The organism is Nocardia asiatica NBRC 100129 (genome assembly GCF_000308415.1).
GTDB classification, from domain to species: Bacteria; Actinomycetota; Actinomycetes; order Mycobacteriales; family Mycobacteriaceae; genus Nocardia; species Nocardia asiatica.
In genome coordinates, this window is sequence record NZ_BAFS01000081.1 from 1 (window position 1) to 14,970 (window position 14,970).

Annotated in this window: 14 protein-coding genes; 4 read left to right on the forward strand and 10 right to left on the reverse strand. The window is 69.8% G+C overall.

Annotation, left to right across the window (positions count from 1 at the left end; all coding sequences use genetic code 11):
• A partial coding sequence (locus ON27_RS08000) for an SDR family NAD(P)-dependent oxidoreductase (RefSeq protein ID WP_043721855.1) occupies window positions 1-167 on the reverse strand: 167 nt, incomplete at its 3' end.
• 540 nt (window positions 168-707) lie between these two features.
• On the opposite strand from ON27_RS08000, the gene ON27_RS39760 reads away from it, so the two are divergent.
• Window positions 708-2,945 (forward strand): Hsp70 family protein, encoded by a 2,238-nt coding sequence (locus tag ON27_RS39760; RefSeq protein WP_051046331.1) that lies wholly within the window; start codon window positions 708-710, stop codon window positions 2,943-2,945.
• Between the two features lie 127 nt (window positions 2,946-3,072).
• Window positions 3,073-3,864 (forward strand): HAD family hydrolase, encoded by a 792-nt coding sequence (locus ON27_RS08015; protein ID WP_051046340.1) that lies wholly within the window; start codon window positions 3,073-3,075, stop codon window positions 3,862-3,864.
• A gap of 153 nt (window positions 3,865-4,017) precedes the next feature.
• Here ON27_RS08015 and ON27_RS08020 read toward each other — a convergent pair whose 3' ends face one another.
• Window positions 4,018-4,428 carry a VOC family protein gene (locus ON27_RS08020; RefSeq protein ID WP_043721858.1) on the reverse strand — a complete coding sequence of 137 codons (411 nt, stop codon included), beginning with the start codon at window positions 4,426-4,428 and terminating at the stop codon, window positions 4,018-4,020.
• A gap of 99 nt (window positions 4,429-4,527) precedes the next feature.
• Here ON27_RS08020 and ON27_RS08025 point away from each other — a divergent pair, with 99 nt between their 5' ends.
• Window positions 4,528-5,496, forward strand: a complete 969-nt coding sequence (locus ON27_RS08025; RefSeq protein WP_043721955.1) for a helix-turn-helix transcriptional regulator — start codon at window positions 4,528-4,530, stop codon at window positions 5,494-5,496.
• 225 nt (window positions 5,497-5,721) lie between these two features.
• Here ON27_RS08025 and ON27_RS08030 read toward each other — a convergent pair whose 3' ends face one another.
• Both ON27_RS08030 and ON27_RS08035 read right to left on the reverse strand, forming a co-directional pair.
• Window positions 5,722-6,405: an SGNH/GDSL hydrolase family protein gene (locus tag ON27_RS08030; RefSeq protein ID WP_043721862.1), complete on the reverse strand. Its 684-nt coding sequence runs from the start codon at window positions 6,403-6,405 to the stop codon at window positions 5,722-5,724.
• Window positions 6,402-7,823: an MFS transporter gene (locus ON27_RS08035; RefSeq protein ID WP_051046332.1), complete on the reverse strand. Its 1,422-nt coding sequence runs from the start codon at window positions 7,821-7,823 to the stop codon at window positions 6,402-6,404. Before ON27_RS08035 ends, ON27_RS08030 begins: the two co-directional genes overlap by 4 nt.
• 102 nt (window positions 7,824-7,925) lie before the next feature.
• On the opposite strand from ON27_RS08035, the gene ON27_RS08040 reads away from it, so the two are divergent.
• A complete protein-coding gene (locus ON27_RS08040; RefSeq protein WP_051046333.1) occupies window positions 7,926-8,600 on the forward strand; it encodes a TetR/AcrR family transcriptional regulator in 675 nt (224 codons plus the stop codon).
• Window positions 8,601-8,790: 190 nt separating this feature from the next.
• Here ON27_RS08040 and ON27_RS08045 read toward each other — a convergent pair whose 3' ends face one another.
• From ON27_RS08045 to ON27_RS45775, 6 genes are all read right to left on the reverse strand, one after another.
• Window positions 8,791-9,654: a sirohydrochlorin chelatase gene (locus tag ON27_RS08045; RefSeq protein ID WP_083887432.1), complete on the reverse strand. Its 864-nt coding sequence runs from the start codon at window positions 9,652-9,654 to the stop codon at window positions 8,791-8,793.
• A 1-nt stretch (window position 9,655) separates the two neighbouring features.
• Complete coding sequence (locus ON27_RS08050) at window positions 9,656-10,951, reverse strand: sulfate adenylyltransferase subunit 1 (protein ID WP_043721866.1); 1,296 nt, start codon at window positions 10,949-10,951, stop codon at window positions 9,656-9,658.
• Window position 10,952: 1 nt separating this feature from the next.
• Window positions 10,953-11,879: a sulfate adenylyltransferase subunit CysD gene (gene cysD, locus ON27_RS08055; protein WP_043721868.1), complete on the reverse strand. Its 927-nt coding sequence runs from the start codon at window positions 11,877-11,879 to the stop codon at window positions 10,953-10,955.
• Between the two features lie 151 nt (window positions 11,880-12,030).
• Window positions 12,031-12,771, reverse strand: coding sequence for a phosphoadenylyl-sulfate reductase (locus tag ON27_RS08060; RefSeq protein ID WP_051046334.1), 741 nt, complete (start codon window positions 12,769-12,771; stop codon window positions 12,031-12,033).
• Complete coding sequence (locus tag ON27_RS08065; RefSeq protein ID WP_043721877.1) at window positions 12,768-14,582, reverse strand: nitrite/sulfite reductase; 1,815 nt, start codon at window positions 14,580-14,582, stop codon at window positions 12,768-12,770. The genes ON27_RS08060 and ON27_RS08065 overlap by 4 nt, the downstream gene beginning before the upstream one ends.
• A 125-nt stretch (window positions 14,583-14,707) precedes the next feature.
• Window positions 14,708-14,800: an Ms4527A family Cys-rich leader peptide gene (locus ON27_RS45775; RefSeq protein ID WP_373282750.1), complete on the reverse strand. Its 93-nt coding sequence runs from the start codon at window positions 14,798-14,800 to the stop codon at window positions 14,708-14,710.
• Between the last annotated feature and the right edge of the window lie 170 nt (window positions 14,801-14,970).

Below are 14,970 nucleotides of genomic sequence, written 5' to 3' on the forward strand. Positions count from 1 at the left end.
CCACCGGCCGCGCGGATGTCCGCGGCCATCCGCCGGCCCGCGTCCTCGCCTCGCGCGCCGAGCACGACCGCAGCGCCTTCGCTCGCGACCCGCATCGCCACCGCTTTGCCCACACCCGAGGTCGCACCGGTGATCAGTACGACCTGCTCGGCGAATCGTGTTGCCATCCTCCGCATTTCCTCTCCACTTGCGCGGTCTCACCTCCGTGGTGGGATCCGCTGTCGAGTCAAGCCGGGCGCGGACGCGGGTGCTGGCGTGAATCGGACGTCTAGTTGATGTGTCATTGATGTGACGTGCACCAGCTGTCGTCTCGAATCAAGGGCATGCGCAACTATGTGGTGACCGACGGGTGGATGTCCGTCGTGACGCGTGTTTCCGACGGGGTAAACCGGCCGTGAGTCGGATTTCGTGGCAGATAGCGAGATCGCTGTATGTTAGCGGAATGGGCAGACGCTCAGTATGTTTGGCGGTGTCGACTGGGCTGAATATTTCGGGCGAATCGTATCTAACTGGCAATTCATGACGATGGTGGCGCTCAGTCGAACTTTTCGTATCAATCATGCATCCGTATGGACGCGAAACAGCTAACCTGTGGTGGCTGTTTGGAAGACGACCGCGGCCACAGGGGCGATCCATGTGATGGACGTGGTCACGGTGCGTTGACGGGATAGCGAATGACTACAGGTCTGGGTTTCAGCATCGGTGCAGTGAACTCCGTGACGGCTTCGGTCACCGCGGAACGACCACGCCCGGCGGTGCGGTCACGCCGCACCGCGGTGACCTTCGACAGCGCGGGTGGACTGCGCCTCGGCGGGATTGCGCAATTCAGCATGGCGGTAACGGATTTCGCGGACCTGGGCCGCGACCCGGACGCGGTGATCGTCGGTGGCCGCATCTGGTCACCGGCCAATCTGGTCGCAGCGGTGGTCAACGAATTGCGCGCGGCGGAGCCCGACGCGGCCGAGGCGGGGGTCGTCACCACCTACCCGGCAACGTATTCCGACAAACAGGTCGCGTTGCTGCGCCAGGCGCTGGAACTATCCGGGGCGGGCGACGTGCTTCTGGTTCCCGAACCCGTAGCGGCCGCGGAATGGCTGGAGCACGAACACGGCCCGCTGCGAACCGGCTTCGTGCTGATCTACGACCTCGGCGGCACCAGCCTCGACGTGAGCATCGTGCGCGTCGGCCCGGACTGGGACAACCATCCGATGATCGGTGAACCGCTGCGTTCCTACGATTTCGGTGGCAGGCCGCTGGGATCGATGATCGCGCGGTACGCCCCCGATGTCTCCTCCAAATCCGCTGGCCTGTCGATGACGTCGATCGTGGACATCGATGGCCTGCGCGTCACCCATGTGCAGGACTCGCTTCAACTGGTCCGCGACTGTGTGCGCGCGGCGGAGGTGACCCTGTCCGACATCGGCTGCATCCTGCTGGTAGGCGGCGCGTCGCGCCCCGCGGAGGTGGCGCGGACGCTCGCCGAACTCGGCCGGCCGGTGGTGATCTCGTCCGACCCCGGTCAGACCGTCGCCGCCGGCGCCGCCCTCATGGCGGCCCGCACCATGGCGCTCGGCGCGTCGGACGGAGGTCCCCATGCGCCTCGCGTCGCGGTGTTCTCCAGTGCGGCAGTCGTCTCCGCGGTCGCAATGTCGGCGGTCACCGTGTTCGGCAGTCCCACCGTGCCGGAGTTGACGCCGATGCTCGAGCGTTTCCCTGACCTCGCGGTGCCGAGCGACAGCCTGGTTGTCGACGTCGGCAGCGAGCGTCTCGCCGACGCCTGGATGCGGATATCCGCGACCTCCCGGAACCCGGGCCGTGCGCTGCCCGCGTTCCTCGCGCAACGGACCTCCGCGTACACCCGATTCATCACACCGGCTCCGCGCAGCGCCGGTTACGGTCCTTCGATGGCCGAGTCGCAGCTCGGCTCACATCGTGACCCGCGAAACTGCTGCGTCCCGGGTGGGCCGCGCCACCGGGGATACGGCGATCCCGCCTACTTCGTGAATCCACTGCCGTTCGGGCAGGTCGTCCGCCCCGTGCCCGGCGACATCGCGCAGCCGCCCGTTCCCGGACAGCCGCTGCCGGGGAACGGTGTGCCAGGGCAGCCGCCCGGTCAGTTGCCCGGCGCGGGTACACCGCCGGTGGGGACGCCGGGCTCGACCGACCCCGCGCCCCAGAATGGTTCGACGCCCGGAGAGTCCGGCCAGGGTTCCGGTGCGACTGCGCCGGGAAACTCGGCGGGCAGCCCGCCCACCGGGGGATCCGATTCGCCGGGGGGCGGTACGTCATCGGGTGATCACGGCGGTTCCTCCGGCACGAATTCGGCGGGCGATTCCTCTTCCGGCGGACCGGGCGCCGGGGGATCGTCCGGAGACGGCAGTGGAAACTCCTCCAGTGGGGGGACCGCGTCGACCGATGATCACTCCACGAACGGCTCGTCCGATGACTCGCACGGGTCCACTGCCGGTTCGTCGTCGGGTAATTCTTCGACGCACGGTTCCTCGTCGGGTGGGTCGTCCGGTAATTCCTCGAACCATGGTGCGTCCTCGGATGGGTCGTCCGGCAATTCCTCGACGCACGGTTCGTCTTCGAGTGGGCCGCCCGGCAACTCCTCCAACCACGATGCGTCCCCGGGCGGGGCGGTCGGTAACTCGCCGAGGCACGGTTCCTCGTCAGGTGGGTCGTCCGGTAATTCCTCGAACCATGGCTCCTCCTCGGGCGGATCGGCCGGTGATTCGTCTTCGAGTGGATCGCATCGGTCCGGTGGCACCGCATCGGGCGGACGCCCGGGCGGTGCGTCCTCGGCCGGTGGTCACTCGGGTGGGAATTCCTCGGGCACTTCGTCGTCCGGCGGATCGCGGGGCCGTTCCGGCTCGGTGGGCGGGTCGTCCACGGGCGGTGCCGGAGGTGCGGGTGGTGCCGGCGGCGGAGCCCGCGGTCGATAGCGTCGCCCGCAGCGCCCGCAGCGCCCGCGACAGTGGTCGCCGCCGAGGTGAATTGTCCGCCCCGAGTGCGGGTCTCGCGGCTCCGGATTCGCGGACGGGCGCCGCGCCGTCGAGGCACAATGGATTGATGGCCTCCGGGGGTCCCCAGCTGATCGCGCTGGATGTGGACGGGACGCTGCTGGATACGGGAACACCGATCAGTAGGCGGTTGGTCGCGGCGGTGCGCGCGGCCGTGGTAGCGGGTGCGCATGTCGTGGTGACCACCGGGCGCACGCTGCTCACCACCCGCCCCGTACTCACCGAACTCGGTTTGCGCGAGGGACATGCCCTGTGTTCGAACGGCGCGGTGCAGATCGACGTGGCCCGCGGGGAGCCGGTCGCGATCCAGTCCTTCGATCCCGCACCGGCGATCACCGCGTTGCGTGCGCTGTTCCCCGCGATGATCTTCGCCGTGGAGAAGGTCGGCATCGGCACCTGGGCCACCGGAGCCGGTCCTGGCGAATACTCCCTCGGCGAATACCTGCTCGTCGACCATCAGTTACTGAGCAGCGAGCCGACGCCGCGACTGAACGGCTGGTGGCCGGACGGTTCGCTGGAAGAGATGTTGCGCGCGCTGCGCTCCCTGCGCGTGCCTGGCGCGAGCTGGGTCCACGGTGAATTCGGGCCGTGGGTCACCGTTTCCCGGCAGGGCGTGTCCAAGGGGTGGGCGCTGGAGCAGTTGCGCATCGCGCTCGGTGTCCCCGGCGAAGCGACGCTGGCCATCGGCGACGGTTACAACGATCGCGAGATGCTGCGCTGGGCAGCGCATTCGGTCGCCATGGCCAACGCGCCCGCGGATGTTCGCGACCTGGCCGACGAAGTGACCGGCCACGTCCTCGAGGACGGCGTCGCCACCGTCCTGGAGCGCTGGTTCCGCTGACCAGGGTGACCGGCGTTCGCGTCCGATGCTCCGACTCCGGGCGGCATTCGCACCGGTAGGCGGGCCCTGCGAGGGGCGTGGAGTCGCCAGGATGATTCGCACTGTGCGGCGTGGCGTCGGGGCTCTGCCCGACACCACGCCTGGAACGCACGATTACGCGGGACCGGTTTTGGCGAGAATCTCGAGGTAGTGCGGATTCGACATGAGACCGAGGACGTTGCCGAACGGGTCGACCACGGACGCGGTGACGAAGCTCCCGTCGTTTCCTCGGGGGGTGATGGGGTCGTAGACGGTCGCACCGAGTTCCAGCAGCCGGTCGAACGTCGCCTGCAGGTCGTCCACGTGCCAGTTGACGATCGCGCCGCCCGGGGCGTTGCGCGCGCCCGCCGGTGCGTAGGCGCGGTTCACGATGCCGAATTCGTGCTGGTAATCGCCGATGCGGAACTCGTAGTAGCCGTTGGGAACGTGATAGTACGGCTCGACGCCGAAGAACCGGGCGTACCAGTCCTTGGCGGCCTCCAGGTCGTCGGCGTAGAAGGTGCTCGTCGCCATTCCGCGCAGCATGGTGGTTCTCCTTCGGGTTGTTCCTTCTTGTGGTCGTTCCTCCATCATCCGACCCAAAGTGCGCACCGAATGAGCACTTTTACCGGCAGAATTGTGTTCATGCGAGCGGACCGGTTGGTGGCGATCCTGCTGATGATGCAGACCCGGGGGCGGGTGACGGCCGCGCAGGTCGCGGCGGAACTCGAGACCTCTGTGGCCACCGCCCGCCGGGATCTGGAAGCTCTCTCGGCCGCGGGGGTTCCGGTGTATCCACAGCCGGGACGCGGCGGCGGGTGGTCGCTGGTGGGCGGTGCGCGCACCGACCTGAGCGGGCTGACGGCGGGCGAGGCGCGCGCCTTGTTCCTGCTGGCGGGTCCTTCCGCGGGTGCGGTGCCGGAGGCCAGATCGGCGCTGCGCAAGCTGGTCAGGGCGCTGCCGCAGACCTTCCGGGGTGACGCGGAGGCGGCTGCCGACGCGGTGGTGATCGACCCGGCGCGCTGGGGTGCGACCGATCGCGAGCTGCCGCCGGTGGTGTCGTTGCTGCAACGAGCTGTCGTGCAGCGCAACAAGGTGCGGCTGCGTTACGCGAACCGCACCGGCGAGCGGTCCGAGCGTCTAGTGGATCCTTGGGGGCTGGTGGACAAGGACGCTGTCTGGTACCTGGTCGCCGGAACCGAGCGCGGGCAGCGGACCTTCCGCGTCGACCGGATCTCCGAGGCGTCGCTCACCGGCGAACCGGCGCACCGCCCGGACGAATTCGATCTCGCCGCCGCATGGGAGCAGGTGGTCGAGGAGATGGAACGGCGGCGCGCGACCATCGCCGCCACCGTGTCGATCCCCGAACGCCTGCTGCCGATTCTGCGCGACCAGCAGGGCAGGAACTGCGTCGTGGACGGGCCCGTCGGCGACGGTCGCGTCCGCGTCCGCGTCACCGCCCCGACCGCGTGGATGCTCGCCCAACAGTTGGCCGGTTGGGGCGGCTCGATCGACGTACTCGGTCCGGCCGAGGTCCGCGCCGAACTGGCCCGCCTCGGCGCCGAACTGCTCGAACGCTACGGACGAGACGACCGGCCCGACCCGGCATCATGACCATTCCTCCAGCAGTTGCGCCATTGGGCTCGTCGCTGTGTAGCGCCCGTCGCCCGTCGCCCGTCGCCCGTCGCCCGTCGCCCGTCGCCCGTCGTCCGTCGTGCCTCGTCCGTCGTCCGTCGTGCCTGGTCCGTCGCGCTTCGCCCGTCGCCCGTCGCGCTTCGCCCACCCGCCGGACGTGGTGGAGGCCCATCGGCCGGTGCCTCCACCACCACACGTGTCCGGTCAGCGCGGTGCGGGAACGCGATCGGCCAGCGTGCGCACCATGTCCGAGGCGAGAACCGCGTGGCCGCTCATGCTGAAATGGATCAGGTCGGCGCTCATCAGGTCGGGGCGCAGGCGCAGCGGGTGGTCCCAGAGGTCGAGCAGCAGCGCGTCGTAGCGCGCGGCCAGCTCACGGACCAGGTCGTTGAGCACGGCCATCCGCTCGCGCATCGGACGCATCGGCGCCATGCGCTCGACTTCCCAGACGTCGGCCAGGGTGAAGGTGACGACCTGCGCTCCCGTGCGGGCCAGCGTCCCGAACAGTGTGTCCAGGTTGGCCCGAAGCTCGGCGAGGTCACCGCCGGGCAGGAACAGATCGTTGCCGCCGCAGGTGAGATGCACCAGGTGGGGCCGGAATTCGAGCACGGAGGGCAACTGTTCGGCGATGACCTGGGCGGAGTTGGCGCCGATCCGGCCGGTGTTCAGGTAGGCCAGGCCGGGGCGGACCGCGGCGAGCACGGCGGCGACGCGGTCGGCCCACCCCACCGGTTCGTAACCGGGGCTCGGGTCGCCGACGCCCTGCGCGATGGAGTCGCCGAGCACCGCGTAGCGCTGCCAGGGCGCGTCGGCGAGCAGGCGTCGCTGTTCGGCGGGAGGCAGCAGCAGGGGATCGTTGGCTTCGGTGCGAATCGCGTTGTCGCTCACAGTGTTTCCTGATCATCGAGGGAAAGGGACGGGGTGCGGGACGGCAGGGCGGCCAGGCAGGCGGCCACGGCGGCGATGCCCGCGCATACGGCGAAGAGGGTGTGGAACGCGGCGAGCGGATCGTCCGGCCGGGCCGCGAACACGGCGGCGAGGACGGCCACGCCGAGCGCGCCGCCCACTTGCCTCGCCGTCAGATTCATGCCGGTGCCCGCGGCGAACTGCCGCGGCGGTAGGGAACCGGCGGCCGCGGTGCCCAGCACCGTGACGACGAATCCGATGCCGCCGCCGCCGAGCACACCAGCCGGAATCCAGGCCGACCACAGGGCTGGGGTGGGACCGAAGGCGTCCGTGCTCATCCACACCGTGCACGCCACGAACATCAGCGCACCGAGCACGCCGAGCCATCGCCGCACCGCGAGGGAACCGACCCGTCCGGCGACGGTCGCCGTCACCATCGAGGCCACCGCGCCGATGGTCATCGCCCCCGCCGAGCCGAGCACCGAATAGCCCCAGATCGCGTCCAGGAACAGCGGTCCCGACAGCAACCAGGCGAACATGGCGGCGCCGAAGACGAACGAGGTCGCGTTGGCCAGCGCGTACGACCTGCTGCGCCAGAGCTCCACAGCGATGGCGGGATCGTGGTGGCGCACCGAACGCGCGAGCGCGACGACGACCAGAAGGCCGCCGCTGAGCAGGGCGGCCAGGGTCCCCGCCGAGGTCCAGCCCCAGCGCTGCCCCTCGGTGACGCCCGCGACCAGCCCGCCGAGACCGAGTGCCACCGCGATGGTGCCGATCGGGTCCGGCAGTGCGCCGCCGGACGGGCGACCGTCCGCCGGAATGCGCGCCGCCGCCGCGATGAGCAGCAGCGCCACCGGCACGTTGAGCACGAAGACCGCTCGCCAGTCGAATCCCTCGACCAGCGCGCCGCCGAGCGCGGGGCCGAGCACGGCGGCGAACCCGCCCGCGGCCGACCATGCCCCGATGGCAGCGCCGATCTTCGCGCGCGGCGTGACGGCGAGCACCAGGCCGAGGGCCGACGGCACCATCAGCGCCGCCGTGGCGCCTTGCAGTATCCGGCCCGCGATCAGCCAGCCTGCCGTCGGCGCGAGCCCGCACAGCAGGGAGGTGAGGGCGAAACCGGCCAGCGCGCCGAGGAACAGCCTGCGGCGCCCGAGCGTGTCGGCGAAACGCCCCGCCGGGGTGAGCAGTGCCGCGAACGCGACCGCGTATCCGCTGACAACCCAGGTCAGCGTGGTAGTAGCGGTGCCGGGGTAGTCCCGGGCGATCGAGGGGAAGGCGATGTTGACGACCGAGAGGTCGAGGAAAGCGATGAAGGCCGCACCGCAGGCGATCAGCAAGGTGCGAGTAGCCGCGGTCGCGGTCGGCGGGCTGCCGAGCCGGACGGACGCGTCGGTCATGGGGAGTCCTTCGAATCAGGGAAACAAAACGCACGATCGTTCGTACAATTAAAGTACGACCGTACGTTCGTATGTGCAACAGCGGAGTGGGAGAATGACGTCATGACCGACACCGTCCGCCCGGACCGGCCGCATCCCACCGATCAGCGCTTGGCCAAAGGCGCCAGGGCGCGGGCGTCGATCGCCCGCCGCGCCGCCGAGGTGGCGTCCGTCGAAGGGCTCGGCGGTCTCAGCATCGGCCGATTGGCCACCGATCTCGGTCTCAGCAAAAGCGGCATCGCGACCCTCTTCGGCAGCAAGGAGGGCTTGCAGCTCGCGGCGGTGAAATCCGCGCGGCAAGTGTTCATCGACGCGGTCATCACGCCGAGTCTGAGCGAGCCCGCCGGGCTACCGCGCCTGCGCGCCCTGGTCGAGCGCTGGTTCGACCAGGTGATCCATCCGGCATTTCCCGGCGGATGCTTCCGCGTCGCGACCCTCGCCGAGTTCGACAGCAAGCCGGGGCCGGTGCGCGACGCCATCGCCGAGGATCGCCGGGACTGGCTGACCTTTCTGGTGGAGGAGATCCGCCGCGCTCAGGACCAGGGTCATCTCGGTGGCCGCGCCCCCGATGCGGTCGCATTCGAACTCGACGCGGTGATCGCCGCGGCGCACACCGCCCGCCAGATGGGCGACGAGTGGGGGGTCGCCACCGCCCGCGCCGTCGTCACGGGTCTGCTCGGGTCGGCCGTCGACCCGGTCGCCGAGCGCGGCGCCGACTCCGGCGGCGAGGTCCGATAGCGTGGCGAGCAGCATCCGTTGACCAGGGAATTCGGGTAGGAGCCCGCAATCGGGGCAGTTCGACGCCGTCGGCGTCCACGAGGTGCGGCCGGTCGGCGTGATCTCGGGCCTTTCGAGCAGCACCGTGATCGTCGGCCACGGCGCGTGCTCAGCAGGACCGACTCTGCGAGCGCGGGAGGGGAACCCGCGGTCAGGCCGAGAGGGCGCGTGTCTCCTCGACAGCCGCGTGATAGCGATCCAGGACGACCTCGGTGAGCGCCGGATGCGCGCCGAGCACGTCGGCGTGGATCGCCTCCGGCGCCGCGTGGGCCAGGCGATCGGTCAGCAGGCCTGGTGCCAGGAACCACGGGGCCACCAGCACATGGTCGGCGCCGCGGGCACGCAGCCGGGAGATCGCCACGCGCAGTGAGGGTTCGGTGGTCGCGAAGCAGATCTCGGTGCACCAGCCGGTGCGGGCGGCGAGCCGGGTGGCCACCTCGGCGGTTCTGGTGTTGGCCGCTGCCGACGACGAGCCGACCGCCGCGACCGCGACGCCGACGCGCCGATCCGCCGGAGCACGCACGGCGGAGGCGGCGAGCACACGGTCGCGCAGCGCACTGATCAGCCCGGCATCGGCGCCGAGCACATCGGCCTGGGTGAGGCGCAGTCCGGGCCGGCGGGCGCGCGCCGCGGCGAGCAGGCCGGGCAGGTCCACCCTGGCGTGGAAGGCGCTGCCGAGCAGCAGCGGTGTCACCACGGCGTGCGTGTGTCCGTCGGCGGCGACGGCGTCCACGACCTGTTCGACCGACGGGGCGGTGAGATCGAGGAACGCCGTCCGGACGTCGAGATCGGGCCGCGCGGCCGCGACGGCGCCGACCACCTCCGCGACGGTCGCCGCCGATCGCGGATCACGACTGCCGTGGGCTACGGCGATCAACGCGGGCGGCCGCGCCGCGTGCTCGCCGAGCGCGGCCCCGCGATGACCGACCCCGGCTGTCGCGGAGCCCGAGCGACTCGCCGGGGCGCTCGCGCGCAGGACCGGCCGGGTGCCGGAAAGGGCTCGCGACACGGCCATGTCAGGCTCCGGTGCCGACCTCGACGGCGGTCAGCACGTCGCCCACCAGACCGGCCGCCAGCGTGTTGCCACCGGCCGGGTCGATCAGCAGGAAACTGCCGGTGTGCCGGTTCACCCGGTAGTCGTCGGCCGCGATCGGCTCGGCGACCCGCACCGAAATACGCCCGATGTCGTTGAGCTCCAGCGCCTCCGGGTTCGGATCGGCCGCCAGGCGCTGCTCGTCGAAGCGCTCCAGCAGCGCGCCGACGATCGCCTGGGTGGTCCGGGTGCCGTGCTTGAGCAGCAAGCGCGCGCCGGGCCGCAGCGGCTTGTCGCCCAGCCAGCACACGGTGGCGTCGAAGGAATCCACCGGCTCCGGCGCGTCGGCGGCCGAGGCGATGATGTCGCCGCGGGAGACGTCGACGTCGTCGGCCAGGATCAAGGTGACGCTGCGCCCGGTCTGCGCCACCGCGAGCTCGCCGTCGGGGGTGTCGATCCGCTCGACGGTCGTGCGGACACCCGAGGGCAGTACCACGACCTCGTCACCGGGAGCCGCCGCGCCCGCCGCGATCTGCCCGGCGTAACCCCGGTAGTCCGGGTGTTCGGGGGTACGCGGCCGGATCACGTACTGCACCGGGAACCGCAGGCCCAGCGCGTGATCGCCGGTGCTGTCGGCGTCCACCGGCACCGACTCCAGGTGCTCGATCAGCGAGGGGCCGTCGTAGTAAGGAGTGTTGTCCGACCGGGTGGCGATGTTGTCGCCGTGCAGCGCCGAGACCGGGATCTCCAGCACGTCCTCGCTCGACCAGCCCAGGGTGCTGGTGAGTTCGCCGAACTCCGCGGAAATGGCGGCGAACACGCCGGCCGCGTCGTCCACCAGATCGATCTTGTTCACCGCGAGCACCAGTTTCGGCACGCCGAGCAGCGCGAGGACGGCGGCATGCCTGCGGGTCTGCTCGATGACGCCCTTGCGCGCGTCGACGAGCAGGATCACCAGCTGCGCGGTGGACGCGCCCGAGACGGTGTTACGGGTGTACTGCACGTGCCCGGGGGTGTCCGCGAGCACGAAAGAGCGGCGCGGAGTGGCGAAATAGCGGTAGGCGACATCGATGGTGATGCCCTGTTCGCGTTCCGCGCGCAACCCGTCCACGAGCAGCGAGAGATCCGGGGTGGCCAGACCTTTGTCCACCGACGCGCGGGTGACGGCGTCGATCTGATCGGCCAGAACGGATTTGGTGTCGTAGAGCAGGCGTCCGACCAGAGTGGACTTGCCGTCGTCGACAGAACCGGCGGTGGCCAGCCTCAATAGGTCGGACATGTCAGAAATAACCCTCTCGTTTTCGGTCTTCCATCGCGGCTTCGGAAACCCGGTCGTCACCACGGGTCGCGCCGCGCTCGGTCAGTCGGGACGCGGCGACCTCGGCGAGGATCGCCGCGTTGTCGGCGGCGTCGGAGAGAATCGCGCCGGTGGAGGACCCGTCGCCCACGGTGCGGTAACGCACCGACCGGGTCTCGAGCACCTCGCCGTCGCGCGGGCCGCCCCACACGCCGGGCGTCATCCACATGCCGTCACGCAGGTACACCGGACGCTCGTGCGCGTAGTAGATGCTCGCCAGATCGATGTCCTCGCGCGCGATATAGCGCCAGATGTCCAGCTCGGTCCAGTTGCTCAGCGGGAACACGCGCACGTGCTCGCCCGGCGCGTGGCGCCCGTTGTAGAGATTCCACAGCTCGGGACGCTGCCGCTTCGGGTCCCACTGGCCGAAAGCGTTGCGCAGCGAGAAGATCCGCTCCTTGGCGCGCGACCGCTCCTCGTCCCGGCGGCCACCGCCGAAGACGGCGTCGAACCGGTGCTCGCTGATCGCGTCCAGCAGCGGGACGGTCTGCAGCGGGTTGCGGATTCCGTCGGGGCGCTCGGTGAGCCTGCCGTCGGCCAGGTAGTCCTCCACCTTCGCCACGTGCAGACGCAGGCCGTAGCGCTCGACGACCTTGTCCCGGAACTCCAGCACTTCGGGCAGGTTGTGCCCGGTGTCCACGTGCAGCAGCGCGAACGGCAGCGGCGCGGGCCAGAACGCCTTCAGCGCCAGATGCAGCAGCACGGTGGAGTCCTTGCCGCCGGAGAACAGGATCACCGGCCGCTCGAACTCGCCCGCCACCTCCCGGAAGATGTGGATCGCCTCGGACTCCAGCGCGGCGAGGGTGTCGAAATCGGTGATCCCGAACGAACGTTGGATGGTTTCGGTCATGCTGCGTCCTTCTTCGCATGCCCGAGGGGCCCTGCGTGGTTACGCGGGCTGCCTCCTCGGGGCCCTGACTCGGTCATGCTGTGTCCCTTTTTCGCATGCCCGAGGGGCCCTGCGTGGTTACGCGGGCTGCCTCCTCCGGGCCCTGACTCGGTCATGCTGTGTGCAACCCGCATTCGGTCTTCGCGAGGCCGGCCCAGCGCCCGCTTCGCGGGTCGGATCCCGGCTCCGGCTTGCGTGTGCACGGCGCGCAGCCGATCGACGGGTAGCCCTCCTCCACCAGGGGATTGACGAGGATGCCGTGCTTTTCGATGTAGTCCTGCATCTCCTCGTCGGACCACGGCGCGATCGGGTTGATCTTCACCAGTCCGAAAGCCTCGTCGAACGAGATCAGCGGCGCGTTCGCCCGGGTCGGCGCCTCCACCCGGCGGATGCCGGTCACCCAGGCGTTGTACCCGGCGAGCGACTTCTGCAACGGGACGACCTTGCGCAACCGGCAGCACTCGTTCGGCTCGCGGGCGAACAGATCCTTGCCCAGCAGCTGATCCTGTTCTGCCACCGTGTGCTCCGGCCGCACGTTGATCACGTTCACCCCGTACACGGCCTCCACCGCGTCCCGGGTGCCGATGGTCTCGGCGAAGTGGTAGCCGGTGTCCAGGAACAGCACGTCCACGCCGGCGCGGACGCCCGCGGCCAGGTGCACCAGCACCCCGTCCTGCATGTTGGAGGCCACGATGTAGTTGGCGCCGAAGGTGTCCTCGGTCCACTGCAGGAGTTCGGTCGCCGAGGCGCCGTCCAATTCGGCGGCGCCGCGCGCGGCGATGGCGCGGAGCTCGTCCTCGGACAGCTTTTCCACGAGTTCGGTTGTCACAGTTGATCTCCCGTCGACATTCATCTCAGGTCGGCCTCGTCGGCGCGGACCGCCCACTGGGCGAACCGTTCGCCGTCGGTGCGCTGCTTGACGAAATTGCGCACCACCCGGTCGATGTAGTCGCCCAGCTCCTGGGTGGTCACCTTGTGCTGGCGCAGCTTGCGCCCGAAGGCGCTGTCGAAACCGAGGCTGCCGCCCAGGTGAACCTGGAAGCCCTCCACCTGATTCCCGGCGCCGTCGTCGACCAGCTGACCCTTGAAGCCGATATCGGCGATCTGCGAGCGGGCGCAGGAGTTCGGGCAGCCGTTGATGTTGACGGTGATCGGCACGTCCAGCTGCGCGTTCAGATCCGCGAGCCGCTCCTCCAGCTCCGGCACCAGCGCCTGGGACCGCTTGCGCGTCTCGGCGAAGGACAGCTTGCAGAATTCGATGCCGGTGCAGGCCATCAGGTTGCGCCGCCACAGCGAGGGCCGCGCCTGCAGGCCGAGCGGTTCCAGCTCATCGATCAGCGCGTCGACCTTGTCGTCGGGCACATCGAGCACGATCAGCTTCTGATACGGGGTGAACCGGATGCGATCGGAGCCGATCCGCTCGACCGCCTCGGCGACCTTGGTCAGGACGGTGCCCGACACCCGGCCCGCGATGGGGGAGAAGCCGACGGCGTTGAGCCCGTTGCGCAGCCGCTGCACGCCGACGTGGTCGATCGGCTTGGTCGGCTGCTCCGGCGCGGGGCCGTCGATCAGCTTGCGCTTCAGGTACTCGTCTTCCAGCACCTGGCGGAACTTCTCGATGCCCCAGTCCTTGATCAGGAACTTCAAGCGCGCCTTGGTGCGCAGGCGGCGGTAGCCGTAGTCGCGGAACACCGAGACGACGGCCTCCCAGACGTCGGGCACCTCCTCCAGCGGCACCCACACGCCCACCCGCTTGGCGAGCATGGGGTTGGTGGACAGGCCACCGCCGACCCACAGGTCCAGACCGGGGCCGTGCTCGGGGTGCACGACACCCACGAAAGCCACGTCGTTGATCTCGTGCACCACGTCCTGCTGGCCGGAGATCGCGGTCTTGAACTTGCGCGGCAGGTTGGAGTACTCCTTCTTGCCGATGTAGCGGCGCACGATCTCGTCGATCGCGGGGGTGGGGTCGATGATCTCGTTCAGCGACTCGCCCGCCAGCGGCGATCCCAGCACCACGCGCGGGCAGTCGCCGCACGCCTCGGTGGTCTTCAGGCCGACCGCCTCGATCCGCTTCCAGATCTCGGGGACGTTCTCCACCTCGATCCAGTGGTACTGCACGTTCTCGCGATCGGACAGATCGGCGGTGTCGCGGGCGAACTCGGTGGAGATCTGGCCGAGCGTGCGCAGCTGGGCCACGTTCAGCGCGCCGCCGTCGCAGCGGACGCGCATCATGAAGTACTTGGCCTCGAGCAAGTCGATGTTCTCGTCGCCGGTCCAGGTGCCGTCGTAGCCCTGCTCGCGCTGGGTGTACAGACCCCACCAGCGGAACCGCCCGCGCAGATCGCCCTTGTCGATGCCGTCGAAGCCGGTCTTGGCGTAGATGTTCTCGATCCGGGCGCGGACGTTGAGCGGGTTGTCGTCCTTCTTGGACTGCTCGTTCGGGTTCAGCGGCTCGCGGTATCCCAGCGCCCACTGGCCCTCGGCCTTGCGGCGCACGGGCTTGCCGGTGCGCACGCGCGGTCCCGTGGCCGTCGCCTCCGGGCGCGGGCGGTCCGGGCGGACACGGCGCTCGGAAGCCGGGCGTTCCGGACGCGCGCGGGGCCCCGGCTGCGATTCGGGCGTGGGCTGATCGGTCGGACCGGCGTCGGTGCTCGACGTCATGGGGTCGCTCCTGCGGGGTGGGTGGTACATCCTGCTGAGGGCGCGAGGGGCTGACTCACGCCTGCGGTGTCAGCGGGCCGATGAAGTCGGGATCGCCGGGAATCCGGGGATCGGGGCGCGCTGGGCTACCGGAGGGAACTGGGCAGACAGCAGGCGCTGCAGACGCGCTTGTAATCGACGTGGCGCCGTGCCACAAGTCGTACTCCGAAAGCGCGCATGCGGCCTATTGTGCCATGTCAGCGCGGGCCTTCCGAGCCCGCTTCCGGTATTTCCCCCGATTCGGCGGGAAATCCCCTGGACTTCGGACCAGGTTTGTGACGGCAGTCATAGTGAGGACGTCGAACGAGGCGGGTGATGCGGCGGATATGCGACTGTGACGCTGCGCACC

Excerpts from the sequence above, each read along its gene's own strand:
- ON27_RS45775 (WP_373282750.1), bottom strand. The coding sequence starts at position 14,800 with ATGCGCGCTTTCGGAGTACGACTTGTGGCACGGCGCCACGTCGATTAC.
- ON27_RS08065 (WP_043721877.1), bottom strand. The coding sequence starts at position 14,582 with ATGACGTCGAGCACCGACGCCGGTCCGACCGATCAGCCCACGCCCGAA.
- ON27_RS08050 (WP_043721866.1), bottom strand. The coding sequence starts at position 10,951 with ATGTCCGACCTATTGAGGCTGGCCACCGCCGGTTCTGTCGACGACGGC.
- ON27_RS08035 (WP_051046332.1), bottom strand. The coding sequence starts at position 7,823 with ATGACCGACGCGTCCGTCCGGCTCGGCAGCCCGCCGACCGCGACCGCG.
- ON27_RS08060 (WP_051046334.1), bottom strand. The coding sequence starts at position 12,771 with ATGAATGTCGACGGGAGATCAACTGTGACAACCGAACTCGTGGAAAAG.
- cysD (WP_043721868.1), bottom strand. The coding sequence starts at position 11,879 with ATGACCGAAACCATCCAACGTTCGTTCGGGATCACCGATTTCGACACC.
- ON27_RS08040 (WP_051046333.1), top strand. The coding sequence starts at position 7,926 with ATGACCGACACCGTCCGCCCGGACCGGCCGCATCCCACCGATCAGCGC.
- ON27_RS08020 (WP_043721858.1), bottom strand. The coding sequence starts at position 4,428 with ATGCTGCGCGGAATGGCGACGAGCACCTTCTACGCCGACGACCTGGAG.
- ON27_RS08045 (WP_083887432.1), bottom strand. The coding sequence starts at position 9,654 with ATGGCCGTGTCGCGAGCCCTTTCCGGCACCCGGCCGGTCCTGCGCGCG.
- ON27_RS08015 (WP_051046340.1), top strand. The coding sequence starts at position 3,073 with ATGGCCTCCGGGGGTCCCCAGCTGATCGCGCTGGATGTGGACGGGACG.
- ON27_RS08025 (WP_043721955.1), top strand. The coding sequence starts at position 4,528 with ATGCGAGCGGACCGGTTGGTGGCGATCCTGCTGATGATGCAGACCCGG.